The 26636-nt window shown below is 71.1% G+C and carries 20 protein-coding genes; 8 read left to right on the top strand and 12 right to left on the bottom strand.

Annotated elements, in window-relative coordinates; translation table 11 throughout:
- Positions 1–21 precede the first annotated feature (21 nt).
- From ACW5F0_RS02065 to ACW5F0_RS02055, 3 genes are read right to left on the bottom strand one after another with little or no spacing between them, the layout of a single operon-like run.
- Complete coding sequence (locus ACW5F0_RS02065) at positions 22–3933, bottom strand: YhdP family protein (RefSeq protein ID WP_456998930.1); 3912 nt, start codon at positions 3931–3933, stop codon at positions 22–24.
- A 27-nt stretch (positions 3934–3960) separates the two neighbouring features.
- Positions 3961–5466 carry a ribonuclease G gene (rng, locus tag ACW5F0_RS02060; protein ID WP_456964372.1) on the bottom strand — a complete coding sequence of 502 codons (1506 nt, stop codon included), beginning with the start codon at positions 5464–5466 and terminating at the stop codon, positions 3961–3963.
- Positions 5463–6059: a Maf family protein gene (locus ACW5F0_RS02055; RefSeq protein WP_456964371.1), complete on the bottom strand. Its 597-nt coding sequence runs from the start codon at positions 6057–6059 to the stop codon at positions 5463–5465. Before ACW5F0_RS02055 ends, rng begins: the two co-directional genes overlap by 4 nt.
- Positions 6060–6181: 122 nt before the next feature.
- Between ACW5F0_RS02055 and ACW5F0_RS02050 the strand changes: the two genes are divergently transcribed.
- Positions 6182–6913, top strand: coding sequence for an SIMPL domain-containing protein (locus tag ACW5F0_RS02050; protein ID WP_456964370.1), 732 nt, complete (start codon positions 6182–6184; stop codon positions 6911–6913).
- A 73-nt stretch (positions 6914–6986) separates the two neighbouring features.
- Complete coding sequence (locus ACW5F0_RS02045; RefSeq protein ID WP_456964369.1) at positions 6987–7697, top strand: energy transducer TonB; 711 nt, start codon at positions 6987–6989, stop codon at positions 7695–7697.
- A 9-nt stretch (positions 7698–7706) separates the two neighbouring features.
- On the opposite strand, the gene rlmH is transcribed toward ACW5F0_RS02045, so the two are convergent.
- From rlmH to ACW5F0_RS02010, 7 genes are all read right to left on the bottom strand, one after another.
- On the bottom strand, positions 7707–8177 hold the full coding sequence (rlmH, locus tag ACW5F0_RS02040; protein WP_456998929.1) for a 23S rRNA (pseudouridine(1915)-N(3))-methyltransferase RlmH: 471 nt from the start codon (positions 8175–8177) through the stop codon (positions 7707–7709).
- A 13-nt stretch (positions 8178–8190) separates the two neighbouring features.
- A complete protein-coding gene (gene rsfS, locus ACW5F0_RS02035) occupies positions 8191–8622 on the bottom strand; it encodes a ribosome silencing factor (protein WP_456964367.1) in 432 nt (143 codons plus the stop codon).
- Positions 8623–8652: 30 nt separating this feature from the next.
- Entirely contained in the window at positions 8653–9330 is a 678-nt protein-coding gene (nadD, locus tag ACW5F0_RS02030) for a nicotinate-nucleotide adenylyltransferase (protein WP_456998927.1), read from the bottom strand.
- Entirely contained in the window at positions 9327–10364 is a 1038-nt protein-coding gene (gene holA, locus ACW5F0_RS02025) for a DNA polymerase III subunit delta (RefSeq protein ID WP_456998926.1), read from the bottom strand. The genes nadD and holA overlap by 4 nt, the downstream gene beginning before the upstream one ends.
- Positions 10365–10383: 19 nt before the next feature.
- Positions 10384–10926, bottom strand: a complete 543-nt coding sequence (locus tag ACW5F0_RS02020) for an LPS-assembly lipoprotein LptE (RefSeq protein WP_456964364.1) — start codon at positions 10924–10926, stop codon at positions 10384–10386.
- Between the two features lie 50 nt (positions 10927–10976).
- A complete protein-coding gene (gene leuS, locus ACW5F0_RS02015; protein ID WP_456998925.1) occupies positions 10977–13748 on the bottom strand; it encodes a leucine--tRNA ligase in 2772 nt (923 codons plus the stop codon).
- A gap of 87 nt (positions 13749–13835) precedes the next feature.
- Positions 13836–14411 carry a DUF998 domain-containing protein gene (locus ACW5F0_RS02010; RefSeq protein ID WP_456998924.1) on the bottom strand — a complete coding sequence of 192 codons (576 nt, stop codon included), beginning with the start codon at positions 14409–14411 and terminating at the stop codon, positions 13836–13838.
- A gap of 136 nt (positions 14412–14547) precedes the next feature.
- Here ACW5F0_RS02010 and trxA point away from each other — a divergent pair, with 136 nt between their 5' ends.
- From trxA to ACW5F0_RS01995, 3 genes are all read left to right on the top strand, one after another.
- Positions 14548–15426, top strand: a complete 879-nt coding sequence (trxA, locus tag ACW5F0_RS02005) for a thioredoxin (protein WP_456964361.1) — start codon at positions 14548–14550, stop codon at positions 15424–15426.
- A gap of 3 nt (positions 15427–15429) precedes the next feature.
- Positions 15430–15900: a DUF4442 domain-containing protein gene (locus tag ACW5F0_RS02000; RefSeq protein ID WP_456964360.1), complete on the top strand. Its 471-nt coding sequence runs from the start codon at positions 15430–15432 to the stop codon at positions 15898–15900.
- A gap of 74 nt (positions 15901–15974) precedes the next feature.
- A complete protein-coding gene (locus ACW5F0_RS01995) occupies positions 15975–18029 on the top strand; it encodes a bifunctional serine/threonine-protein kinase/formylglycine-generating enzyme family protein (RefSeq protein ID WP_456964359.1) in 2055 nt (684 codons plus the stop codon).
- A gap of 6 nt (positions 18030–18035) precedes the next feature.
- Here the strand turns inward: ACW5F0_RS01995 and ACW5F0_RS01990 are convergent, their stop codons facing one another.
- Entirely contained in the window at positions 18036–19481 is a 1446-nt protein-coding gene (locus ACW5F0_RS01990; protein ID WP_456964358.1) for a DEAD/DEAH box helicase, read from the bottom strand.
- A gap of 211 nt (positions 19482–19692) precedes the next feature.
- Here ACW5F0_RS01990 and ACW5F0_RS01985 point away from each other — a divergent pair, with 211 nt between their 5' ends.
- The 3 genes from ACW5F0_RS01985 (at position 19693) to ACW5F0_RS01975 (ending at position 25907) form a co-directional block, all read left to right on the top strand.
- Positions 19693–21540 (top strand): monovalent cation:proton antiporter-2 (CPA2) family protein, encoded by a 1848-nt coding sequence (locus ACW5F0_RS01985; RefSeq protein ID WP_456964357.1) that lies wholly within the window; start codon positions 19693–19695, stop codon positions 21538–21540.
- An 82-nt stretch (positions 21541–21622) separates the two neighbouring features.
- Complete coding sequence (locus tag ACW5F0_RS01980; RefSeq protein WP_456998923.1) at positions 21623–23755, top strand: M13 family metallopeptidase; 2133 nt, start codon at positions 21623–21625, stop codon at positions 23753–23755.
- Positions 23756–23906: 151 nt separating this feature from the next.
- Entirely contained in the window at positions 23907–25907 is a 2001-nt protein-coding gene (locus tag ACW5F0_RS01975; RefSeq protein WP_456998922.1) for a M13 family metallopeptidase, read from the top strand.
- Positions 25908–25961: 54 nt separating this feature from the next.
- On the opposite strand, the gene ACW5F0_RS01970 is transcribed toward ACW5F0_RS01975, so the two are convergent.
- Positions 25962–26618: a rhomboid family intramembrane serine protease gene (locus ACW5F0_RS01970; RefSeq protein ID WP_456964354.1), complete on the bottom strand. Its 657-nt coding sequence runs from the start codon at positions 26616–26618 to the stop codon at positions 25962–25964.
- Positions 26619–26636: the final 18 nt, after the last annotated feature.

Here is a 26636-nt window from a genome sequence, read left to right as displayed (position 1 = left end):
GTGCGGGCGGCAACGCGGCGATCAAGGTCGGGGCGCGGGATCGCGATCGCTGGCCGCTCCGGCCGCGGGGTCCGGCGCGGCTGCGGGCGTGGCCGGCAGCTCGCGTCCTTCGACCACCACCTTCGGATCCTTCCAGGGCCCGGTGACGTGGTAGGTGCGCGCGCCCATGCGGCCCAGCGGCTTCTCGAACACCGCATTGGCCACCGCGCCGACCGCCGCGCCCACCGGCCCGGCAGTGATGGCGCCCACCGCAGTGAGCAGTCCGCCGGTCCGCGGGAAGACCTCGATCACCTGGTCGTAGGTCTGCGCGCGCATGTCGGCGCTGCCGCGGATATGGATTTCGGCCGCCGCGCCGTCGATCACCAGGTCCTCGCCGTGCGCGAGACCGTCGGCGAAGCGGACCGTGCCGCCGACGCGGTTGAACACGAAGCCGCGCGAGAAAAGATCGCGGAAATCCAGCATCAGTCGCCGCGGCAGCTCGGCAACGCTGAGCAGGCCGAGCACGCGGCCGGCACCGGGATCCACTTCGACCAAACGGCCATCCTTGACCGTGAGCGACAGGCTGCCTTCCAGCGCACCCAGCGTGAAGCCGGCGGGCGAGCCGGGCCACGCGCCATCGAAGCGCGCCGTGCCCTCACCGCCGTCGATGCGCCCGACCATTCCCAGACCGGCCAGCAAGGCACCAAAGTCTTCGCTCTGCACCGCGACCTGCATCCGCGTGCGCGCCTGCGCGCCGCGCCCGGTCCAGGCGCCGTCGACATCGATCGCCTGCCCCTTCGAACGCAGCTGCAAGGACTCCACCTGCAGGCCTTCCGCCGTGGGCCGCGTCCGCAGTTCCATCCGCCCCAGCGGCGCCGCGGCCACGCGCAGGTCGTCCACCACGATCGCCAGCGGGGGAAGGCCCGCCGGATCGATGTCTGCATCGGCGGCAGCGTCGCCCGCGGTCGCGTGGGCCCCTGCGGCCGACTCCACACTGGGGACGCCCGCCGCTCCGGCATCCGCGGTGCCCGTGCCGGCGCGCGCACTGCGCCAGTACAGGCGCTGCAGCTCCGCCGAGAGCGTCGCTCCCTCGCCGCGCGGGATGTCGACGCTGCCGGCCAGCGCTTCGCCGTCCAGGCGAACGCGCGTGGCGCCGCGCTCCTGTCGGGCGACCACCCGCGTCCCCGGAAACGCGCCGCCCAGCAGCTGCAGCCTGCCCGCGACGAGATCGATGCCGCGCAGCGCCAGGCCGTCGGCGCCGTCCTGCGCGTCGCCGGCAAACATCCCCGCCCACTCCATCGCGTCAAGCACCGGCGTGCGACCGGTGATGCGGATGCCCGAATCCGGCGGCGCCGCATCGACGCGGTCGCTGCCCAGCACCGCAAGTACCCCGGTGCGACCGCCGTGGCTGCGCGCGCGCAGCGCGACGCGCTTGCCCAGCACCACGTCGATGTCGTCCTCGCCCATGGGTAGCGTCAGGTCGATACGTGCTGCCAGGGGCTCCGCGGCCGTCTTGCCCAATGGCGCCGGCAGCGACAGGCGGGTGCCGACCAGGTCCGATCGCAGTTGCAGGCGTCCACCGGCGCCGTCGCCACCGGCGTCCTCCGGCAGCGCCAGTGCCAGGGTCCACGCCGAGCGACCGTGCAGGCGCGCCCCCAGCCAGGCCAGCTCCGGTGCGCGAGCGGCGAGTTCCGAAGATGCCAGGCTGGCTTCGAGTTCGGCCTCGAACGCCGTGCCGCGTCCGCGCACGTGCCCAACACCGGCGCGCAGCGACAGCCGCCCGGGCTGTCCATCCCGGCGCACGCGCAGGCCTTGGGTGTTGAAGCCGTCCTGGTCGTAGCGGGCGTCGCCATGGACATCGTCGAACGCCACATCCCAGCGCTTCTCTTCCAGGCGCGCGCCTGCAAGCGCGATGCCGCCGGACACGCGCAGGCCGCGGGCGCCATCGTCATCACCCAGCGGCAGCACCATCCCGAACGTGGCGCGCATCGGACCCGAGGCCGACAGCGCGTCAAGCATCTCCTCGCGCCCCTCGCGCAGCGGACTGTCCCTTAGCAGCGCCAACACGGGCGCGGCGTCGCTTGCGAACACAGCATCGACCCGCAGCGGGGCGTCGCCGAAGTCGGTGATCGCGGCACGCAGCGAACGCACGGGTACGTCGCCCAGGCGCGCAGTGCCCTCGACGCTGAAGCCGTTGGCGATGAAGTCGATATGGCCATCGAGCGCTTCGGCGGCCGGCCAGTCGGGATCGAAGCGCACCTCGGCGTCCTCGAGCCTGGCGCTGGCATGGAACCGCCCGGCACCGGCCCTGTCGCCATCGGATTCGAAAGGCCAGTCGTCGAGGTCCCCGGAAACCACCGCGCGCCCCTCCAGCACGCGGCCATCGACCAGCGCTGAATCCAGCCATTCCACCGCGGCCCCGGGCATCAGGTGACGGATCCAGAAGCGCTTCGCCACCGGCACGCGCGCTTCATCGACCTCGGCCACCAGGTCGATCCCCGGCCGCGTACCATCGCCCTGGAACACCATGCCGCCGCGGAGAGCAGCGCCGTAACCCTCGCCATCGATGCGCAAGGCCGGGGTGCGCACCTGCCAGCCGTCGGCGGCGTGCCAGGCCACCAGCTCGCCGCGAAGCCGCACGTCGTGCGCCGACGGACCGAATCCCATGGGCCAATCGACGCTGGCCACCGCATCGGGATCGGGCGTGAACACCAGCGCGGCTGCATCACCGCGGAGGCTGCCCGACAGTCCCGAGAGTCCGGGCGCTTCGCCCTGCACTTTGAAGCCCAGGCCTTCGATCCGCGCGCTTGCGCGCAGCGCACCTCCGGCGGCACCGGCGATGTCCACGTCGTGGAGCAAGCCGGTGGGACGCGCTTCGCGCAGCCAGCCGGCGAGTCCTTCGGGCATGGCGGGCGCCAGTGACGCCAGTGCAAGCAGCGCCCCGGCATCGATGCGTTCGGCGACCAGCGCGCGCCGCGCCCCGCCCGCCACGAGCAGGCCATCCAGCGACTGCGCGGTAGCGCCAGCGCCCAGGCGCAGGCGTGGCGCGTCGACGCGCCAGCCGCCTTCCAGTGCGGTCCAGCGCGCATCCAGATCAAGTTGGCCGAGATCGGCTTCGCCGCCGCTTCCCCTCAGGCGCAGGCCTTCCAGCTCGCCGCGCATGACCAGCGAATCGATGCGATAGCCGCGCAGGTCCGCCCAGGCCTGGAGCCGCCCCGAACCCGCCACCGGCCCGATGCCACCCGCCTGCAGGTCCGACCAGGCGGAAAGATCGGCGCGACGCAGCGCCAGCCAGGCGCGGGCGTCGCCGCTGGCGCGATCCAGCTCCGCAGTGATGTCCAGCGGTGAAACCCCCGGCACCATCCAGGCCCGCGCGGCGGCGCGCACGCGATTGCCGTCCACGCGCAGGCGCACGTCGACCTCGTCGAGTCGCGCCTGAATGCCAAGGGCCGGCGCATCCACCAGCAGCACGCCATCGACCACCTGCAGTTCGCCCAGGCCTTCCAGCGCGGCGAAGGGGTCGCCGTCGGCCTGCGCTTCGCCCGGAAGGCCGCGCACCTGCCAGCGGCCATCGTCGCTGCGCTCGAGCGTCAGCTCGAGGCCGCGCAGGCGCAGCTCGGTGAAGGAGCGCCCCGGGAGCAGCCCCGCGTACTGCGCGACCAGCACCTCGGCTTCGCCGATCGGGATGGCGTCGGCACCACTGCCGATGCGCAGGCCGTCCAGGCGCAGCAGCGGGCCGCGCCGCGTCCATTCGGTCTCCAGGCTGTCGAACGACACCGGCCGCCCCGCACGGGCGCCCAGCCATTCGGCGATGCGCTCTGGGTGGCGCTCGGCCAAGGGCAGCAGCTGGCTGGTGATGCCCGCGCCCAGCGCCATCACCACCAGGCCGATGGCGAACACGTACCAGGCGCCGCGCCGCGCGCGACGCAGGCCGCGGCGGAGCGGACCCGACATCAGCGACCCGCGCGCCGTGCGCAGCGCTCAGAGCAGGACGACATCGAACTGCTCCTGCAGGTATTGCTCGTCGGCCTGGAAGCGGATGCTCTTGCCGAGGAATTCCTCCAGCTCGGCCACCGCCGCCGATTCTTCTTCCGTGATCCGCGCCACCACCTTGGGCGAGGCGATCACCAGCAGGCGCTCTGCGTCGAACTGGCGCACGGCGCGCACGATCTCGCGGAACACCTCGTAGGTCACCGTTTCGGTGGTCTTGAGCATGCCGCGGCCGCCGCATTCGTGGCAGGTTTCGCTGAGCTGGCGCTCCAGGCTCTCCACGGTGCGCTTGCGCGTCATCTCCACCAGGCCCAGCGGCGAGAAGTCGTAGACCGTGGTCTTGGCGTGGTCGCGCGCGAGCGACTTCTCCAACGTTCGAAGCACCTGGCGGCGGTGCTCCGGATCGGTCATGTCGATGAAGTCGATGATGATGATGCCGCCAAGGTTGCGCAGCCGGAGCTGGCGCGCCACCGCCTGCGCGGCCTCCAGGTTCGTGCGGTACACCGTCTCTTCAAGGTTGCGCTGGCCCAGGAAGGAGCCGGTGTTGACGTCGACCGTGGTCATCGCCTCGGTCTGGTCGATGACCAGGTAGCCGCCGGACTTCAGCGGCACTTCCTTCTCGAGCGCGCGGCCGATCTCGTCCTCCACGCCGTAGAGGTCGAACACCGGACGCGCGCCGCTGTAGTGCTCGATCTTCTCGGCCAGCCCCGGCATGTACTGCGCGGCGAAGACCTTCAGGCGGTCGCAGGTCTCGCGCGAATCGACCTTGACCTTCTCCACGTCGCGGCGGATCAGGTCGCGCACCGCGCGCATCGGCAGCGTCAGGTCCTCGTAGACGCAGGCGCCCACGCGTGCGTCGGAAACGCTGCGTTCGACCAGCGCCCAAGCGCGCGCCAGGTAGGCGACGTCTTCGGCCAGGGCCTCTTCCGGCTGGCCCTCCGCGTTCGTGCGCACGATGTAGCCATGGCCGCCGGCCTGCGCAAGATCGCCGACACGTGCCTTCAGCCGCGCGCGTTCGGCGTCGTCCTCGATCCGCGCCGAGACGCCGATCACCCGCGACTGCGGCAGCAGCACCAGGTAGCGCGAGGGAATGCTGATCTGGGTGGTGAGTCGCGCGCCCTTGCCGCCGATCGGGTCCTTCACCACCTGCACCACGACTTCCTGGCCGTCACGCAGCAGCTCGCTGATCGGCGGCGTCGGCTGCGCTGCGCCCTGCGCAGGACCGGGCGCGCCAGCGGAGTCCTCGACGCCAAGATCCTCGGCGCGCCCGGGGCGCAGCACGTCGTTGGCATGCAGGAACGCCGCGCGCTCCAGCCCGATGTCGACGAAGGCGGCCTGCATGCCCGGCATCACCCGCTGCACGCGTCCCTTGTAGATGTTGCCGACCACGCCACGGCGCCAGCCGCGCTCGATGTGCAGCTCCTGCAGCATGCCGTTCTCGACCACGGCCACGCGGGTCTCGCGCGGGGTGACGTTGACCAGGATCTCCTCGCTCATGCGCCGCCATCCGCGCGCGGCGTGCGCGCGTGGATGCCGAACTCGCGCAGCAGCGATGCGGTCTCGTGCAGGGGCAGGCCCATCACGCCCGAATAGCTGCCCGCAAGGCGGGTGACGAAACGTTCCGCGCCGCCCTGGATGGCATAGGCGCCGGCGCGGCCCATCGGCTCGCCGCTGCCGACGTAGTCCGCGATATCGGCATCCGACAGCGCGGCGAAGGCGACTTCACTGGCGACCAGCGCACGCACTTCGCGCCCCGCGGACACCAGCGACACGGAGGTCAGCACGCGGTGCGTGCGACCGGACAGGCGGCGCAGCATCGCCTCGGCCTCGGCGGCGTCGGCGGGCTTGCCGAAGACCTCGTTATCGAGCACCACCTCGGTGTCGGAACCCAGCACCACCGCGCCGGGGACCGCGACCACGTGCAGCAGCCCGGCGCCGGCCTTCTCGCGGGCCACGCGGGCAACGTAGTCCTCCGGCGCTTCTCCGGGCGCGCGCTGTTCGGGAACGTCGACTTCGAGAACGCCGAAGTCGAGCCCGAGGCGCGCCAGCAGCTCTCGCCGGCGCGGTGATTTGGAGGCAAGGTGGAGCATGGCGGAAGGATACCGTGCCGGCGCTGCCCCGATCCGCGCGACCGGTCGCAACCCCGTTCCGGCTCACGACCCGTTCACTCCCCCGGACCAACCCTTGCCCCTGTCCCTTTCCGGAGACCACCATGCCCCACGCCACCCAGTCCCTTGCCCTCGCGTTCGCACTTGCCCTCGGAAGCCTTGCCATGCCCGCAGCCGCGCAGAATCCCGCCCCCCAGGCCAGCAGTGACGGCACCCTGCTCTCGGTGTCCGCCCGGGGTGAATCGAGCCGCGCGCCCGACATCGCGACCGCGTCGGCGGGCGTGGTCACACAGGCAGCCGACGCCAACGCCGCGATGCGCGAAAACGCCGCGCAGATGACGCGGGTGCTGGCCGCGATCCGTGCCGCCGGCGTCGCCGAGCGGGACATCCAGACCACCGGCATCAACATCCATCCCACCTACCGCCACGTCGACAACGAGGAGCCGCGGATCTCGGGCTACAGCGCCAGCAACACGGTCAACCTGAAGGTGCGCGACATCGCGAAGCTGGGCGAAGTACTCGACGCGCTGGTCGCCAGCGGCGCCAACAACGTCAACGGCCCGAGCTTCGGCATCGACCAGCCCGACGCCGTCTACGACGAAGCCCGACGCAAGGCGCTTGACCAGGCGCGCGCACGCGCCGACATGTACGCGAAGGCCCTGGACCTGCGCGTGCGCCGGATCGTGAGCATCAGCGAAGGCGGCGGCATGCAGCAGCCGCGACCGATGTTCGCCATGCGCGCGATGGCCATGGATGCTCAGGCCTCGACCCCGGTGGCCGCCGGTGAGAACACCCTGGAAGCGAACCTTGAGGTAGTGTTCGAACTGGGACGCTGAAACCCCGCGGCCGCCGGTCGCGCGTTGGCGTCGATGCACCCGGCACCGTGCCGGTACAACGAGGAGGTGGTCCATGGTCCTGCAGCCCGAAAACCGCAGTCCGTTCCCCGTCCTGCATGCGCGCCACGAGCCGCATGGCGCCGACCGGCCCGACCCGGTACGCATCACCGGAATCACCGGTGCCCTTCTGTTCAATGGCGCGGTGTTGCTGTTGATGCTGGTGCCCTTGAGCCGCCCGGCCACGGAGCCGGCAGCGCCCAAGGGCATCGAGGCGGAGTGGTTCGAGCCCCGCCCGGTTCCCCCGCCCGCGCCGCCGGTGATCGTGCCGGTGCAGCAGCCGGTCACGCCGGCTGCGCCCACCGCACCGGCACGGCGCAGCGTCACGCCCGAACCCGCCGTGGCTGCGCCGCCGCTTGTGGACGGCGGCACCATCGCCGCCGATCCGTCGCCACCACCCGCGAGCGGCGGCGACGACATCGCCCCGGCCGGATCGGGTCCGGCCGTCGGCATGCGCCTGGCCTATGCCCGGGCGAGCGCGCCGCCCTACCCGAGCACCGAACTGCGCGCAGGCCACCAGGGCACGGTGACCCTGCGCGTGCTGGTCGACGTCGACGGCCGCCCGCTGCAGGTCGATGTCGAGACCGGCAGCGGCTATCGCCGGCTCGACGAGGCCGCGCGCCGGCACGTGCTGCGCAACTGGACCTTCCAGCCGGCGATGCGCGATGGCCGCGCGGTGCAGGCCATCGGCCTGGTCCCGATCGAGTTCACGCTCGAGCGGGGCTGAACCCCGCGCTCAGGCGCGGTGGTAGGGATGGTTGGCGAGCAGCGCCGCGGCGCGGTAGAGCTGCTCGGCCAGCACCAGCCGCACCAGCATGTGCGGGAGGGTGAGCGGGCCCAGCGACCAGGTTTCGTCGGCGCGGGCCAGTACCTCGTCGGCGTGGCCTTCGGGCCCGCCGACGAGGAAGGCCAGGTCCCGGCCCTGACCGCGCCAGTGCTCCAGCCGCCCGGACAACGCCTCGGAATCCCAGGCGCGGCCGCGGCCGTCCAGCGCCACCACGTGCACGTCGCGCGGCAGCGCGGCCAGCACGCGCTGGCCTTCATCGAAAGTGGCACGCACGGCATCGCGGCCCTTGCCGCGCAGGCCGGGAGTGGCTTCGACAAGTTCCAGCGGCAGCCAGTGCGACAGCCGCTTGCGGTATTCGGCGAAGCCTTCCGCGACCCAGCCCGGCGGGCGTTCGCCCACGGCCACCAGGCGTGCCTTCACCGCGTGGCCCGACTCAGCCCGCGTCGCGGGTCGGGTCGTGGAAGCCGTCCGCGCCGCCGGCGCCCGGCGGCTCGTCGCCGACCGTCCACAAGCGTTCCAGGGCATAGAACTCGCGCACGCGCGGCAGCATGATGTGGGCGACGACGTCGCCCAGGTCCACCAGGACCCACTCCGCCTCGCGCTCGCCTTCGACGCCGAGCGGCTGGAAGCCAAGGCGCTTGGCGAACTTCACCACCTCGTCGGCGATGGATTTCACGTGGCGCGACGACGTTCCCGAAGCGACCACCATGTAGTCGCAGACGCTGGTCTTGCCGCGGACGTCGATCTCGGCGACGTCGACCGCCTTGAGCTCGGCCACGGCCTCCAGCACGGTGGACAGCAGCACGTCGACCGACGGCGACGGATCGGGGTGGCTGGTCTTGATGACTTGGGCTTGGCTGGTCAAGGGGTGCGGGCTCGTGGGCGTGGCGGGGGATTATAGCGAAGGGGCCGTGTCCGCCCCGTATCCATACAGGCGGTGATCGCGGATGAATCCGGCCACCGCTGGCGGGAGCATCGCCTCCCAGTCGCCGCCGGCGGCGATCAGGGCGCGGACCGCGGTCGACGATTCCTGGCGCAGCTGCCCCAGGTCCAGCACGGCGAAGCCTCCGGCCGCGGTCTCCGCCAGCGCCTGCGCGGGCCTCCGCCGGGAATCAAGCTGGTCCTGGAGCTCCGGCGCACACGCTGCGATGGCGGCGGCGTCGAGCAGCGCACCCGGCCGCGCCACCGCCAGCACATGGCCATGCGCGAAAAGCTCCCGCCAGCGGTACCAGCGGTCAAGCTGCTGCAGGGAGTCGCCGCCCACCACCCACGCAATGGGCCGGTGTGGGCCCTGCCCCGCGCGCACCAGGCGCAGGGTGTCGATGGTGTAGGAGGGCCCCTTGCGATCCAGCTCCCGCCGGTCCACGCGCAGGCCCGGCTCGCCTGCGAGCGCCAGTTCGAGCATCCGTGCGCGGAGGCCGGCGGCGACGTGGGTCGCATCCTTATGCGGCGGGTCGGCGGCCGGCACCAGGGTAACGTCCGCGTCCAGCGCGTCGCGAACGCCGCGGGCGATCGCAAGGTGGCCAAGATGGAGCGGGTCGAAGCTGCCTCCGTAGCAGGCCAGCAGGTTCATGCCGCCAGCAGCGGTACGGCGCGTGCGTCCGCGACCGCGAGCAGCAGGCGTTCGAGCATCAGCCATTCGTCGCCGGCGCCGCGGCCCTTGGCAACGCGATCGACCTCGCCCGCCACCGCCACGAAGCGCTCCCAGCGCGCGACCGGATGGCGCTCCAGCGCGCGCCGGTAGGCGGCCTCCTTGGCATCCCATATCCGCTGCGCCTTGAACTCCGCGCCGAGGTTGCCGCCGCGCGCCTTGACCCGCGCCAGCGCGGCGGTGCGCTGCAGTTCCATCACCACCATGCCCATCAGCGCGGGCACGGCCTGTCCTTCGGCCCGCAGCCCGGCGAGCATGCGCACGGCCTGCGCGCCCTGGCCGTTGAGTGCCGAATCGACCAGGCGGAATACGTCATAGCGGGCGGCGTCGGCGACCAGCGCCTGCATCCGCGCCGCGTCCAGCATGCCGTCGCCGGCGAGCAGGGCCAGCTTGTCGATTTCCTGCGCCGCGGCGAGCAGGTTGCCCTCCACGCGCTCGACCAGCAGGCGCACGGCATCGCGGTCGGCACGCACGCCATGCTTGCGCAGGCGCGCCTCGAGCCACCCTTCCAGTTCGTGCGCCTTGATCGGCCAGGCCGCGGCGATGGACCCGACCGAGGCGATCGCTTCGCTCCACTTGCCGCCGTGGCGCTTGCTCCATTCGCCGCCGGTCACCAGCAGGCAGATGTCCGGGGGCGGGTGCGCGCAGAAGCCGGTGATCACCTCACCGCCCTGCTTGCCGGGCTTCGTCGTCGGCAGGCGCACCTCGATCAGTCGCCGCGCTGCGAACAGGCCGGGCGCGCGCAGGCTGGCCTCGAGGCCGTCCCAGTCGATGTCGCGGCCTTCGACTTCAAAGACCTCGCGCTCGGCATAGCCCTGTTCGCGGGCCGCCGCGCGGATCGCATCCGCGCATTCGAGCACGCGCAGCGCCTCGGCACCGGCCACCAGGTAGGCGGGCGCCAGTGCACCGCGCGCCACGCCTGCAGCCAGCTGCTCGGGACTCAGTTCACGGGCCATCGCGAAGTGACGCGGCGGCTCAGCCGCCGGCCGCCGGCGTGGTCGCGGCTTCCGGCGCCGAGGCGCGGTTCACCGCATCGATGCGACGGAGCACGGCCGCGGCCATCTCCCGCTGCAGCTCGCGCGACAGCATCTCGCGCTCGCTTTCCGAACCGGTGGAGTTTTCGGGCAGCGAGACGTAGTCCCGCGACAGCTCGATGACCTGCTCCGGCACGAGCTCCTCGCCATTGATGCCCTCCAGCGTGAACACCGCCGCATAGCGCAGGGTGAATTCCTGGGCACGGCCGAACTGGTCGACGCTGATCGCCTGCGAGTCCCAGCGCTCGGACAGGATCCGCAGCAGCGCCACGCCCGGGCCACGGCGCTCCGGGACCTCGACACCCGCGCGCTCGATCGAACGCGTCAGCGCCTGCGCCAGCGGGCTGTAAGGATCACGGGCCACGATCTGGACGCCGGTCAGGTCGGGCGGCAGCGTCAGCGGTTCGCGCAGGTGGAAACCGCACGCGGACAGGAGCAACGCGAACAGCGCGGGCAAGGCGAGGCGGAGGCGGCGGCGGTCCATCGGAGGAGTCTGGACGAGGCCGGAACCCGCGGCAAGGCGCGCGGCGGCCTTCACGCGGCCACCACGTTCACGATCTTGCCCGGCACCACGATCACCTTGCGCACCGTCAATCCCTCGAGCATCCGGGCCACGCCCGGCTCCGCCAGGGCCTGGGCCTCGATCGCCTCGCGCGCGGCGTCGGCGGCGACCTCGATGGTGCCGCGGAGCTTGCCGTTCACCTGCACCGCCAGGGTGACCGCGTCGCGCACCAGCGCCGCCGGGTCGGCGACCGGGAACGGCACGTCGTCCACGACCCCTTCGGCATGGCCCAGCATCTGCCACAGCGCGTGCGAGGCATGCGGCGTCACGGGGTTGAGCATCAACACCATCGCTTCCAGCGCCTCGTGGCGGACTGCACGCCCGGCTTCCCCGTCATCGTTGAACTTCACGACGTGGTTCAGCAGCTCCATCAGCGCGGCAATGGCGGTATTGAAGCTGTGGCGGCGACCGTAGTCGTCATCGACCTTCTGGATGGCCGCGTGCAGCTGGCGCCGCAGGGTCTTCTGTTCCGGGGACAGGGACGCGGGCGGCGGCATGGCCGGGACCGCTCCGCCGCCATTGGCGAGCGCGGCGGCATGGTCGTGGACCAGGCGCCAGACGCGACGCAGGAAGCGCGACATGCCTTCGACGCCGGCCTCGTTCCACTCCAGCGACAGGGTCGGCGGCGAGGCGAACATCGAGAACAGGCGCACGGTGTCGGCGCCGTACCGGTCGACCATGGCCTGGGGGTCGACGCCGTTGTTCTTCGACTTCGACATCTTCTCGATGCCGCCCACCTTCACCGGCTGGCCATCGGATGCCAGGTGGGCCCCGGTGATGCGCCCGCGCTCGTCGCGCTCGACCTCGACGTCGGCCGGGTTGAACCACTCCCTGGCGCCGTTGGCGTCCTCGCGGTAGTAGGTGTCGGCCACGACCATGCCCTGGGTGAGCAGGTTCACCGCGGGCTCGTCGCTGTCCACGAAGCCCTGGTCGCGCAGGAGCTTGTGGTAGAAGCGGAAATACAGCAGGTGCAGGATCGCGTGCTCGATGCCGCCGATGTACTGGTCGACCGGCGCCCAGTACTTCGCGCGTCCGTCGACCATGTCGGCCGCGCCCGGCGAGGTGTAGCGCGCGTAGTACCAGCTCGACTCCATGAAGGTGTCGAAGGTGTCGGTTTCGCGTTCGGCGGCACCGCCGCAGGTCGGGCAGGTGGTCTTCCGCCACTCGGGATCGGCCTTGATCGGCGACTGCACCACGCCGGCCGAGAATGCGTCGGCCACGTCCTCGGGCAGCACCACCGGCAGCTGGTCCTCGGGCACCGGCACCGCGCCGCAGGCGTCGCAATACACCACCGGGATCGGGCAGCCCCAGTAGCGCTGGCGGCTCACGCCCCAGTCGCGCAGGCGGAAATTGACGCGGCGGCGGCCGATGCCCTCGGCCTCGAAGCGCGCGGCCAGCGCGGCGAAGGCGGCATCGAAGTCCATGCCGTTGTACTCGCCCGAATTGATCAGGGTGCCGCGCTCGACATACGCGCCCTGCCGCTCGACGCCGTTGAGGTACTGGCGCACCACGGCAACCGCCGCCGAGGCATCGTAGGCATCGACCGAGCCGCCGGCCAGCGCCGCCTGGAAGGGGTCGGTGTCCGCCCCGACGTCGTGCACGAGTTCGTCGAGCGCGTCGCGCACCGCGGCCGGCACGATCACCGGGCGCACCGGCAGGCCGTAGGCCTTGGCGAACTCCCAGTCGCGCTGGTCATGCGCAGGTACCGCCATCACCGCGCCGGTGCCGTAGCCCATCAGCACGAAATTGGCGACGTAGATCGGCACGTCCTCGCCGGTGACCGGATGGATGGCCCACTGCCCGGTCGCCATGCCGCGCTTTTCCTGCGCTTCAAGCTCCGCCTCGGACACGCCGCCGCGCCTGAGCTCGTCGAGGAACACGGCCAGCTCCAGGTTGTCGCGCGCGGCCTTGACCGCCAGCGGGTGCTCGGCGGCAATCGAGATGAAGGTCACGCCCATCAGCGTGTCGGGACGCGTGGTGTACACCCGCAGCGGCTCGTCTTCGCCGTCGACCCTGAAACCGAACTCCAGGCCCTCGCTGCGCCCGATCCAGTTGCGCTGCATGGTCTTGACCGGGTCCGGCCAGCCGTCGAGCGTGTCCAGGCCGTCGAGCAGCTCCTGCGCGTAGTCGGTGATCTTCAGGAACCACTGCGGGATCTCGCGCTTTTCAACCAGCGCGCCGGATCTCCAGCCGCGGCCGTCGATCACCTGCTCGTTGGCAAGCACGGTCTGGTCGAGCGGGTCCCAGTTCACCACCGCGTTGCGGCGGTAAGCCATGCCCTTCTTCATCAACCGGGTGAACATGCGCTGTTCGTGCACGTAGTAGTCCGGGCTGCAGGTGGCGAATTCGCGCGACCAGTCGATGCCGTAGCCGAGCATCTTCAGCTGCTCGCGCATGTGGTCGATGTTGGCGTATGTCCACTTCGCCGGCGCGGTGCGGTTCTTGATCGCCGCGTTCTCGGCCGGCAGGCCGAAGGCGTCCCAGCCCATGGGCTGCAGCACGTTGTAGCCGCTCATGCGCTTGTGGCGGCTGATGACGTCGCCGATGGTGTAGTTGCGCACATGCCCCATGTGCAGCGCACCCGACGGGTACGGCAGCATCGCCAGGCAGAAGTACTTCGGCCGCGACGGGTCCTCGCTGACTTCCCAGGCGCGAGTCCGGTCCCAGTAACCCTGGGCCGCGCGCTCGGCCTTGGCGGGGCTGTAGGAGATCGGATCGGACGCAGGGGAAATAGGTTCGGGCACGTCGGTTTGGCCAGCAGACAGGGGGCCGTCAAGCCTACCGTAGTGGACGCTGCCGCCGCCACGCGACGCGTGGATCACCGTCCGCGGTTATCGGCTGCGTCCCCATCCGCAGCAGGCCAGCCACGCGAACCAGCACGCAAAGGCGGCGCGCTGGGCCAGCGCGACGGGAACGGCGTCGCCGACCAGCCAGGCCAGCGTGAACACCAGCGCGCCGGCAACAAGATGGCCAGCGGCCGCCCCGGGGCGCCTTGCCAAAAACGCCGCAGTCGCGAGTGCGAGCGCGGCAGCAACGAAGGCGATCGCCCACAGCCCCCAGGCAACGCCGTGCAACCGCCCCCTGCCCGCGTCGGGTTCGACGGGATCGAGCGGCAACAGGCCCTGGGTCGCGAAAGCCAGGGCCGACAGCAGCACCAGGGTCCAGCCCAGGCGCGCCGACAGCAGCGACGATGCCGACAGTTCGCCACGACGCCCCATGGCAACGCATGCCGCCAACAGGCCCGGCACGAGGAACGCAAGCAAGTTGAACTGCGTCGCGCGCGGCACACCCGCCGCACCGAGCAGCGCCACCGGGTACGCCATCTGGCTGTAGCCATCCAGTGCTGCGCCGAAACCCCACAGCGCAAGCGCGAAGCATGCGCCGGCCGCGATGCCGGCGACGCGCACCCACCCTGTACGTCGATGTCCGCCCGCTTCAGCCATGCGCCCGTTGCTCCCGTGGAACGTCGCATCCTCGCCCCGCGGACTTGCAAACGGCAAGCGCTGGCACAATCTCGGGTTCCATCGCATACCGGATCGAGCAATGTCCCCCGAACACGCATCGCCGCACGTTTTCGACGCCACCGCCGACAATTTCGAGGCGCAGGTCCTCGAGCGCTCGCTGCAGGTCCCGGTCCTGGTGGATTTCTGGGCCGAGTGGTGCGGGCCCTGCAAGACCCTGGGCCCGGTGCTGGAGAAGCTGGCCGCCGACTACAACGGCGCCTTCGTGCTGGCGAAGATCGACGTCGACCGCGAGCAGCAGCTTGCCGGCGCGTTCCAGATCCGTTCGATCCCCACCGTCATCCTGGTCAAGGACGGGCAGCCGGTGGACGGCTTTCCCGGCGCCATGCCCGAAGGCCAGCTTCGCGAGTTCCTCGCCGGCCACGGCATCGTGCCTGCCGACGCGCCGGCGGACGCCGAGCCCGCCAGCGAGGCCGCGCCGCCGCCCGATCCCCATGCCGAAGTGCAGCGCCTGCGTCGCGAAAGCGAGGCCGCGCCCGATGACGACGGACTGAAGCTCGACCTTGCCGTGGCCCTGCTCGCCACCGGCGTCACTGACGAAGCCGGCCGCCTGCTCGATGCCCTCCCCGCCAACCTCGCGACCGACGACCGCGCCCTGCGCGCCCGCGCCGCACTGGCCTTCGCCGCCGTGCTCCGCGACGCTCCGCAGGCGCCCGTGCTCGAAGCGGCGATCGCCGCCGATCCCGGTGACCTGCGCGCCCGCCACCTGCTTGGCGCACACCACATGGTCGCCGGACGCCACGAGGCGGCGTTGAAGGAATTCATGGACATGCTGCGCCGCGACCGCGGCTTCGACGACGGTCTGCCGCGCAAGGCCCTGATCGAAGCCTTCCGCGTGATCGACGACGGCGAGCTCGTGTCGCGCTACCGCCGGCAGATGTCGTCACTGCTGCTGTCCTGAGCCATGCGGGCTTCGATCCTGCGCCGCGGCATGAACACGTGGCCGCCCTTCCTGTTCGCGGGCATCCGCATCACCGCCCTCGAGGAGGATTTCCGGCATGCCAGCGTCGAGCTGCGGCAGCGCTGGTACAACCGCAACTACGTCGGCACCCACTTCGGCGGCAGCCTGTTCGCGATGACCGATCCGTTCTGGATGCTCCTGACCATGCGCTCCCTGGGGCGTGACTACTTCGTCTGGGACCAGGCTGGCGAAATCCGCTTCCTCAAGCCGGGACGCGGCACCGTGCGTGCGCGCTTCGACCTCGGCGACGACGTGCTCGGCGCCATGCGGGCGGGCACCGCCGAGGGCGGCAAGTACCTGCACTGGTTCGACACCGATATCCACGATGCGGCCGGCGACGTCGTCGCATCCGTCCGCAAGCAGGTCTACGTGCGTCGCAAGCCCGACCGCCAGGACGGGATTGCCGCGGCGTGACGGGAGTCGCGCTGGCGTTCATCCCATTCGAACGCGGTCCGGCTATCCTCATCCGCGCCTGAGGGGGGCCCGGGATGACGCAGTACAGCTCACGCGATGCCGACCATCCGTTGCCGGAAATTCCCGGCTACCGGCTCACGCACGCCGTGGGCGCGGGTGGCATGTCCACCATCTACCTCGGCGAGCAGCTGTCGCTCGGACGCGAGGTGGCAATCAAGGTCATGCTCCCCGAGGCCCTGGGCGACGAGGTCAGCCGCCGCCGCTTCGAGAACGAAGCGCGCACGGTCGCCCGCCTGGACCACCCCAACATCGTCGGCATCCACGACGTCGGCCGCACGCGCGACGGCCTCCCGTATTACTCGATGCCCTACCTGGCGCGCGGCCACCTCGGCCAGCGCGACCTCCAGGGCGACGAGCCCGCGGTCCGCGAGATCCTGCGCGGGCTGCTGTCGGCCCTGCAGTACGCGCACTCGCGCGGCATCGTGCACCGGGACGTGAAGGCCGAGAACGTGCTGTTCGACGACAGCGGCCGGCCGCTGCTGGCCGACTTCGGCATCGCGCTCCGCCGCGGCTACGGCGCGCGCGTAACCACGGCGGGACTCGCCGTCGGCAGCACCGCATACATGCCGCCCGAGCAGGCGCGCGGTGAAGGCGTCGACGCGCGCGCCGACCTCTACAGCGTCGGCGTGCTGGCCTGGGAAATGCTGGTCGGCAGCCTGCCCTACAACGCCGCTGACGCCCTGTCGATGGCGGTCATGCACGTGCAGGACCCGATTCCGCGCCTGCCGGGCAGGCTCCGCCACTGGCAGCCCTTCATCGACCGCGCGCTGGCCAAGTCCGCCGGACGCCGCTTCGCGGACGCAGGGCAGATGCTCTCCGCGCTCGAGCGCATCCCCGCCGGCGGCCGGGCCGGTGCCGGGGGCCTGCTCCGCGACCTCGGCGACCGGCTGCGCACGCTGCCCGCGGCCGCCTGGCTGATGGTGGTCGTGGTGGCCGCGGGTTCCATCGCCGGCGGCCTGTATCTCGACCGCCGCGACGACGCCCCCGGGTTCTACCGCGCCTCCGCCGCCGACGGCTCCACGACCCCCGCCACCCCGACCCTGGCCACGCGCCCGGCGACGGCCCTCGGCAACCCGGACGACGCCCTGCTGCGCGCGGCGCCCGCATCGGATGCCGAACGCTCGCTGGTGGCCGCCGAGCGCCAGCTGCGCGCCGGCAGGCTGACCACCCCGGCGGGTGACAACGCGTACACCAGCTTGCTGGACGCCTGGCAGGCCGACCGCAACCACCTGCGCCTGGGACCGGCCATCGATGCGCTGATCGCCGCCCTGGGCGAGAAGGCGGAACGCGATTTCGCTTCCGGACGGGTCGACGCGGCGCGCACCGGCGTCATGCAGGCCAACCAGCTCGCCTCGCGCACGTCGCGCGCGGACGGCGACGCACTGGATGCGCTCAGGAAGCGCATGGCCAAGGCGGTCAGCAGCCGCGTGGAGCACGCAGCGACGGAGTTCGATCGCGCAGCGGCACTTGCAGCCGTCGAAGCCGCGCGGCGCATGGGCCTGGATGGCGCCGCGCTTTCAGGATTGGAGCAGCGCGCACGCACGATCCCCATTGCCGGCGAGCGCCTGGGCGGCCCGGGGGTGGACATGGTGCTGGTGCAGCAGGGCGGCATCCGCCTGGGAGCCATGCGTCGCCTGGTCAGCCGCGACGAATACGCGGCCTTCGCCGAAGCCACCGGGCGCGAGCCCGCGCGATGCCGCGAGCGTGCATCGCTGCTGCGGGTCATCGCCCCGCGTACCTGGCGCTCGCCGGGCTTCGAACAGCGCGAAGGCGAGCCGGTGGTGTGCGTGTCATGGGAGGACGCCAGCGCGTACGCGAAGTGGCTGGGCGCGCGCGATGGCCTGGCCTACCGCCTGGCCACCGCATCCGAATGGGCACGCCTGCCCGGCACCGGCGGCGAACGCCGCCTGGCGGAATGGAACATCGACTGCAGCGGCAGCTGCGAGCAGCGGGTGTCGAGCGGCGCGAGCTGGCGCGACGACACCGCCGCACCGGAGCCGCGCGAATCAAGCCGCGGCTTCGACGACCTCGGCTTCCGCCTGGTCCGCGACATCAACGGCGGAAACTGAGCGCCCTCAGGCGCTCGCACCGCTCCTGCTGCCGCCGCGGCCACGACCGCCGCGTCCACGCGAACCCGGGGCCTTCGGCCCGGCATGGGCATGCGCTGCCGCCGGCTGCGCCTTGCCGTGCCCGCCCTGGCGGTGGCCGGGCTTGCCGGCCGAACGCGACGGACGCTGCTCGCCGGCGCCGTCCGCACCGGAGCGCTGGCCACCGGCACGCTGCCCGCCCGGGCGCTGGCCGCCGGGCCGCTGGCCGGCCGGACGCTGGCCGCGACCGCCCTGCGGCGGGATCGGCGTATCCAGCCGGATCTGGCGACTGGGCTCATAGCCCGGCACCACGTCCATCACGATCGCCGCCTTGAGCATCTTCTGGATCTGGTTGAGCAGCCCGCCCTCTTCCGGCGACACCAGCGACAGCGCCTCGCCGGTCGCGCCGGCGCGACCGGTGCGACCGATGCGGTGGATGTAGTCCTCGGCCACCATCGGCAGGTCGTGGTTGATCACCAGCGGCAGGTTCGGGATGTCGAGACCGCGCGCGGCGACGTCGGTCGCGACCAGGATCCGGGCACGCCCGGCCTTGAACGCATCCAGCGCCTTCTGCCGCTGCGCCTGGCTCTTGTTGCCGTGGATCGCCACCGCCGGCAGGCCGGACGTCTCGAGCTGCTCGGCCAGCCGATTGCAGCCGTGCTTGGTCTTGCCGAAGATCAGCACCTGGTCCTTGTGGCGCGCGGACAGCAGGTCCACCAGCAGGTCGCGCTTGCGCGCCGCGTCCACGGGATGCGCGCGATGCACGATGGTCTCGGCAATGGTGTTCTGCGCGGCCACTTCGACCAGGCGCGGCTTGCGCATGTGCTCGATCGCCAGCGCCTTGATGCGGTCCTCGAAGGTGGCCGAGAACAGCAGCGTCTGGCGCTCCTTGGGCACGCGGGAGAGGATCCGCTTGATGGACGGCATGAAGCCCATGTCGAGCATGCGGTCGGCCTCGTCGAGCACCAGCACCTCGACGGCGTCGAGCTTGGCGTGGCCGCTGTCCATATGGTCGAGCAGGCGGCCCGGGCAGGCGACGAGCACGTCGACGCCGCGGCGGAGATTCTCGATCTGCGGCTGCATTCCGGCACCACCGAAGACGGTCGTGACGTTCAGGCGCAGGTGGCGGCTGTAGTCCTTGATGCTCTCGGCGACCTGCACCGCGAGTTCGCGGGTCGGCACGAGGATGAGTGCACGCGGCTTGCGCGGGCCCTTGGGCGGCGTTTCCTTGGCCAGCCGCTGCAGCATCGGCAGGCCGAAGGCGGCGGTCTTGCCGGTGCCGGTCTGGGCGGCGCCCAGCACGTCATGGCCAGCCAGGATCAGCGGGATCGCCTGCTCCTGGATCGGGGTGGGTACGGTGTAGCCGCTCGTTTCAAGCGTGCGCAGCAGCGCGGACGAGAGCCCGAGGGCCTCGAAGGTCCGGATATCGGACATGGATGGAACTCCTGGTTCGCAGCTTGCCCGGCGCTTTCCGTGATCCGCGCGGCGGGCAATGGTTTTTTAACGGCGGCCGGACGTTCCGGGGCCGTGTCTGCGCGACGAGAGACGTGCGGGAGTTAAAGGGCCGGGGCGCCTTGCGGGGCCGCGGCTGGGCAATGACCGGATAACGGACTGCCGTGCGCCAACCGGTGCATCATACGGATAAATGGGCATCGCCGATACCTCGCAGCTCACCCATGTCGTCGTCCTGCTGGCCGCGGCGGTGGTCGCTGTGCCGCTGTTCAGGCGCCTGGGCCTGGGTTCGGTGCTGGGCTACCTCGCCGGCGGCGTGGCCATCGGCCCCTTCGGCCTTGCCCTGTTTTCGCAGCCGCAGGCGATCCTCCACGTCGCCGAACTGGGCGTGGTGCTGTTCCTGTTCCTGGTCGGCATGGAGATGCGGCCCTCGCACCTGTGGGCGCTGCGTCGGCAGATCTTCGGCCTCGGGCCCCTGCAGATCGGCGCCTGTGGCCTGGTCCTCACCGGCATCGCGCTGCTGCTGGGCATGCCGCCGCCGGTGGCCTTCATCGCCGCCTTCGGCTTCGTGCTCACCTCCACCGCGATCGTGATGCAGATGCTGGCCGAGCGTGGCGACATCGCGACCCCGCGCGGCCAGAGGATGGTGTCGATCCTCTTGTTCGAAGACCTGCTGATCGTGCCGCTGCTGGCGCTGGTGGCGTTCATGTCGCCGGCGCACGAAACCGGTGATGGCGGCTCACGCCTGCTGGCGATCGGCACCGCTGCGGCGACCCTGGCGGCGCTGGTCGCCGCGGGCCTGTTCCTGCTCAACCCGCTGTTCCGGCTGCTGGCCGCCGCGCGCGCGCGCGAGGTGATGGCCGCGGCCGCCCTGCTGGTGGTGCTGGGCGCGGCGCTGATGATGGAGATGGCCGGTCTGTCGATGGCGATGGGCGCGTTCATTGCCGGCGTGCTGCTGTCGGAGTCCACCTTCCGGCACCAGATCGAGGCCGACATCGAGCCCTTCCGCGGGCTGCTGCTCGGCCTGTTCTTCCTTGCCGTGGGCATGTCGCTCGACCTGGCCGTGGTCGCGGCCGACTGGCGCTTCGTGTTGCTCGCCGTGCCGCTGATGATGTTCGCCAAGGCGGCGTGCATCTATCTGATCGCACGCCTGCTGCGCGCCAGCCACGTCGACGCCCTCGACCGGGCGGTGCTGATGGCCCAGGGCGGCGAGTTCGCCTTCGTGCTGTACTCCGCGGCCCAGTCGGCAGGCGTCATCCCCGGCGCGGTCAACAACGTGATGACTGCGGTCGTGGTGCTGTCGATGGCACTGACGCCGCTGGCCATGCTGGCGGTCCGACGCGCCACGCGCCGCCGGGAGGCCGCGCTCGATGACAGCGTGGAGGCGGCGTCGGGCCAGTCGGGCAGCGTGCTGATCATCGGCTTCGGCCGCTTCGGGCAGGTAATGAGCCAGTCGCTGCTGGCGCGCGATGTCGACGTCACCATCATCGACAGCGACGTCGACATGATCCGCAGCGCCGCGGGCTTCGGCTTCAAGGTCTACTACGGCGACGGTACCCGCCTGGACGTGCTGCATGCCTCGGGTGCCGGCAGCGCGCGCGCGATCGCCGTCTGCGTCGACGACCGCGCCGCGGCCGACCGCATCGTCGAACTCGCCAGGTCCGCCTTCCCGCAGGCGCGGCTGCTGGTGCGCGCCTACGACCGTGCGCACAAGCTCAAGCTGGTGGCCGCCGGGGTCGATGTCGCCATCCGCGAGACCTTCGGCGCAGCCCTGATGTTCGGCGAGGCCGCGCTGCGCCAGCTCGACGTCGACCCCGAGGAAGCCGCCCGGATCACCGCCGAAGTGCGCAAGCTCGAGGCCGAACGCTTCGAGCTGGAGCGCTCGGCGGGCATCGGTGCAGGCGCGAGGATGATGCGCACCAACACCGGTCCGAAGCCGACTCCGCTGACCACGCCCCGGCGCCAGTCACGCGCGCTCGGACCCGACGGTGCCGCCGCGCCGGCCGACACCGACCCCGCCTCCGGGAAGCCCGCTGCATGACCTTCTGCACCCCCGGCCTGCCGCGGCCAGGCGTAGATTCCACACTTCGGCCGTCAACGCGGCTGGCCCCTTCCCATCGACCATGCCCTTCCGGGCGGAGTTCGCCGTGAGCCATCCTTCCAAGTCCGCACCCAAGTTCCTGCTGCTTTCGCTGGCCGTCACCGTCGCAGTCGCAGGCTGCCAGCGCGATGCCGCGACGCCCGTGGCCGATGCCGCCGCGCCCGCCGCCGCGCCCGCCTTCACCCTTGACGAGACCTCGCTGCCCGGCGTCAACAGCTTCAAGGCCAGCGACTTCGACGCCAACGGCAACGCCTGCACCGACTTCGGCGCCTACGTCAATGGCACGTGGCTGGCCGCCAACCCGGTGCCCGGCGACCAGACTTCCTGGGGTGCCTTCGAGATGCTCGCCGAGCGCTCGCAGGCCATCCAGCGCCAGCTGGCCGACCAGGCCGCGGCGATCGAGGGCGCCACCGGCGTCGACAAGATCGTCGGCGACATCTGGGCGACCGGCCTCGACGCCGAGGCCATCAACGCCCAGGGCATCGCGCCGCTGGAGTCCGAGCTGGCCGCGATCGCCGCGCTCGAAGCACCGGAAAAGATCGCCGACTACCTGCGTGCCAGCGCCGCCAAGGGCCAGTTCACCGTGTTCGGCTTCGGCCCCGAGGCCGACTTCATGGAGTCGTCCATGAACATCGCCTACGCCTTCCCGGGCGGACTGGGCCTGCCTGACAAGACCTACTACTTCGACGCCGACAAGAAGGACAAGCTCGCGGCCTACCAGCTGCACGTGGCGAAGGTGCTGGAGCTCTCGGGCGTCCCCGCGGCGGACGCCGCGACGCAGGCCGCCGACGTGGTCGCGTTCGAGACCCGCCTGGCGAATGTGTCGAAGTCCAGCGAGGAGATGTCGCGCGACGTCAGCCTGTTCTACAACCCGGTCAGCCCGGCTGACGCCGACGCGCTGGCCCCGAACTTCCCGTGGACCGCGTTCTTCGAATCCCAGGGCCTTGAAGTACCGGCGAAGTTCTCGTTGGCGATCCCGGCCTTCCACGCCGAGGTCAGCACCATGCTCGCCGACGTTGCGCCGGCGACCTGGCAGTCCTACCTGCGCTTCCACACGGTCGATGGCGCCGCGCCGTACCTTGCCGACGCCTTCGCCGAGGAACACTTCAATTTCTATTCGCGCGAAATGCGCGGCCAGAAGGAAATGAAGGAGCGCGGCAAGCGCGTGCTCGAGACCATCGGCCAGCAGACCGGCGAGGCGCTGGGCCAGATGTACGTCAAGGTGGCGTTCTCCGAGGAGTCCAAGGAGCGCATGGAAACCCTCGTTGCCAACCTCAGCGAGGCGCTGAAGGAGCGCATCCAGAACCTCGACTGGATGTCCGACGAGACCAAGGCCAAGGCGATGGAGAAGTGGGCCAGCTTCACGCCCAAGATCGGCTACCCGGACAAGTGGCGCGACTGGTCGGGCCTCGAGACCGCCCGCGACAGCTACCTGGCCAACGTGCTGGCCGCCAACGAATTCAACTACAAGTGGGGCCTGTCCAAGATCGGCAAGCCGGTCGACAAGACCGAGTGGGGCATGCCGCCGCAGATGGTCAACGCCTACTACAACCCGCTGGCCAACGAGATCGTGTTCCCGGCCGCCATCCTGCAGCCGCCGTTCTTCGACGCCAACGCCGACGATCCGCTCAACTACGGCGGCATCGGCGCGGTGATCGGCCACGAAATGACGCATGGCTACGACGACCAGGGCAGCCGCTTCGACGCCACCGGCAAGTTCCAGAACTGGTGGACCGAGGCCGATGCCAAGGGCTTCCTCGGCCGCACCGACAAGCTCATCGCCCAGTTCAATGGCTACGAGGCGGCGCCGGGCCTGCACGTCAACGGCAAGCTGACGCTGGGCGAGAACATCGCCGACCTCGGCGGCCTGGCCACGGCCTACGACGCGATGAAGAAGGCCACCGAGGGCAGCGAGGACCCGATGGTCGAAGGCCTGAGCCGCGACCAGCGCTTCTTCGCCAACTGGGCCACCGTGTGGCGCCGGAACTTCACCGACGAGGAGCTCAAGGTGCGCATCGCCACCGACCCGCACGCGCCGGCGAACTTCCGCGCGATGGGTGCACCGTCGAACCTGCCGGCCTTCGCCGCCGCGTTCAAGTGCACTCCGGACGACGCCATGGTCCGCGAGGGCGATGCACAGGTCGTGATCTGGTAGTTCCCGCCCTGGCACCCCGAAAAGGCCCGGCTCGCGCCGGGCCTTTTTCGTTGCGCGACCGCCGTCCCGGTTCGCTGCCCCGTTCATCGTCGCGACCGTTCCCTGCGGTCGCCCTTGATAGACTCCGCCGGACTTTTCGCTGGACCCGACAATGCCCAGGACCACCCCGCTCGCCCTTGCGTTGACCCTTGCCCTCGTCGTTGCCGCTCCCGACGCCGGCGCCCAGCGCCGCGCCGCCGCGAAGGCACCGCCCGGCCCCACCGCCTGCGGCGATTTCCACGCCTTCGCGAACAAGGATTGGCTGGCGGCGACTCCGGTGCCAGCCGCCGGGTCGACCTCCGCCCTGGGCGATCTGCAGGCACGCGTGCTCGAACAACAGCGCGAACTGTTGTCCACGGCGATGAATGCGCCGCAGGGCAACGTGCAGACCCTGCTCGGCGACTTCTGGGCCAGCGGCCTGGACGAGGCCGCCGTCGAAGCCGACGGCGCCAATCCGATCGCGCCCCTGCTCGACCGGATCAACGGCATCAAGCGTGCGAAGGACATCCCGCCGGCCGTGGCCGCCCTGCACCAGGTCGGCATCCCGGTGCTGTTCAACTTCAGCGCCGACCTCGACCTCGCCGACCTCGACCGCCATATCGGTTACTTCGCCCAGGGCGGCACCGGCCTGCCCGACCCCGCCTACTACACCCGCGAGGACGAGGAAGCCCGGGCCCTGCTCGGCCTGTACAACGGCTACGTGCAGAAGATCCTGGCGCTGACCGGCACCGCCGAGGCTGATCTCGCGGCCGAGTCACAGCTGGTCATCGACCTGGAGACCCGCATCGCGCGCGCTTCGCGTCCCGTGGCGTCGCTGCGCGACCCGCGCCAGAACTATGCGCTGGTGCCCACCGAAGGCCTGGGCAAGACCTGGAAGCGCCTGCAGCTGCCGGAGTTCCTGGCGGCCCAGGGCGTCAGCGACGACAGCGTGTCGATCTCGAACCCCGAGCTGTTCGCGGCCCTCGACGGCATGGTCGGCAGCCTGAAGCCCGCGCAGTGGAAGACCTACCTGCGCTTCCACGTCGGCGATGCCATGGCGCCGTATCTCTCGAAGAGCTTCCGCGACGCCGCCTTCGACTTCCGCGGCCGCGTGTTGCGGGGCGAGGTCGAGCAGCCCTCGCGCGAGCGCCTGGTCCTGCATGCCATCAACCATGCCGCGGGGCAGATGGTGGCGCGCGAATACGTCGCCCGCTACCTGCCGGCGGCCAGCCGCAGCCGCGCCGAAGCCGTGGCCGGCGAGGTGCGCGACGCCCTGCGCCGCGCGGTCGAGCGTGCCCCCTGGCTGGACGACGCCACCCGTGCCGAAGCCGTCGCCAAGCTCGCGGCGCTGAAGATCGAGGTCGGTGCACCAGTGCGCAACGTCGATTACACGGTGCAGCCGATGGGTCGCGGCAGCTTCGGCGGCAACATGCTCATCGCGTCCACCTGGCACCACCGCGAGGAAATGAAGCGCATCGGCCGCGGCAATGCCCAGCGACGCTGGCCCGTGCAGCCGCAGGAACCGGCGCTCGCCTACGACCCCGCCCACAACCGCCTGCTGGTCTCGGCCGCGGTGTTGCAGGCGCCGGTACTCGACATGTCACAGGACAGCGCCGCGCACTACGGCGCGTTCGGCGCCCTGGTGGCGCACGAACTCAGCCATGCAATCGACGGCAAGGGCCGCCACGTCGATGCCCGGGGCGAGATCCGCGACTGGTGGACGCCGGGCACCGACGCCGCCTGGACCGACCGCCTCAACGCACTGACCGTGCAGTTCGGCAATTACGACTATCCCGGCATCACCGGGCGCAAGGTCAACGGCAGCCTGACGCGTGAAGAGAACGCGGCCGACCTCGCCGCGGTCGAGATCGCCTGGGACGCCCTTGGCCAGGCCCTGCCCGGGGCCGAAAAGGCCGCGAAGGAGTCGTTCTTCAACGCCTGGGCCGGGCTGTGGCGCGAGCAGGTGGCACCGGCGGTTGCCGAGCAGCGTGCCGGCACCGCGCTGCAGGCACCGGGGCAGTGGCGTATCAACGGCCCGCTGTCCAACCTGCCGGCCTTCAGCGAAACCTGGGGCTGCAAGGCGGCCGATGCCATGGTCCGCAAGGACGAAGAGCGCATCGGCATCTGGCGCTGACCCGCCACGGGCCATCCCCGGCGACAAGGCCGCGCCCGACCGGGCGCGGTCGACTCAGAAGCGCCGCGCGCGCGGGCCGCCGCGGCGGAACGGCGGCTGGCCACGCCAGTAGCGGATGAGCAGCCAGCCGAACAGCATGCCGCCCAGATGCGCGAAATGGGCCACGCCCGCCTGCGTGCCGGTCAGGCCCATGATCAGCGTGATCGCGCCGAACACGATGGCCAGCGTGCGCGCCTTCATCGGGATCGGCGGGATCAGCAGCATCACCCGCTGGTGCGGGAACAGCATGCCGTAGGCCAGCAGCAGGCCGAACACGCCGCCCGAGGCGCCCAGCGTCGCGTACGGAAGGCTTCCCTGCGCCACCGCCCAGCTCGCGATCGCCAGCTGGCACAGGCCGGCTCCCACCACGCACACCAGGAAGTAGGTCAGGAAGCGCTTCTGGCCCCAGGTGTATTCCAGCTGCGAACCGAACATCACCAGTGCCAGCATGTTGAACAGCAGGTGCGCCAGGTCGCCATGCAGGAAGCCGTAGGTGAGCAGCTGCCAGGGCCCGAACTGCTGCGCGCCGGCCATCACCGTGAACGCGTCCACGCCGATCGGCCACAGCATCAGCGGGTCCAGCGTGGTCCCGCCCAGCAGCCACTGCAGCAGGAACACGGCGACGTTGGCGATCAACAGGGCCTTGGTGGCGGGCGGCAGATTCGTCAGCATTCCGGGTCCTTGCGCGGT

Source organism: Luteimonas sp. A534, assembly GCF_054072805.1.
The sequence above is the reverse complement of the archived record's forward strand: the minus strand, read 5'-3'. Positions and strand labels throughout refer to the sequence as shown.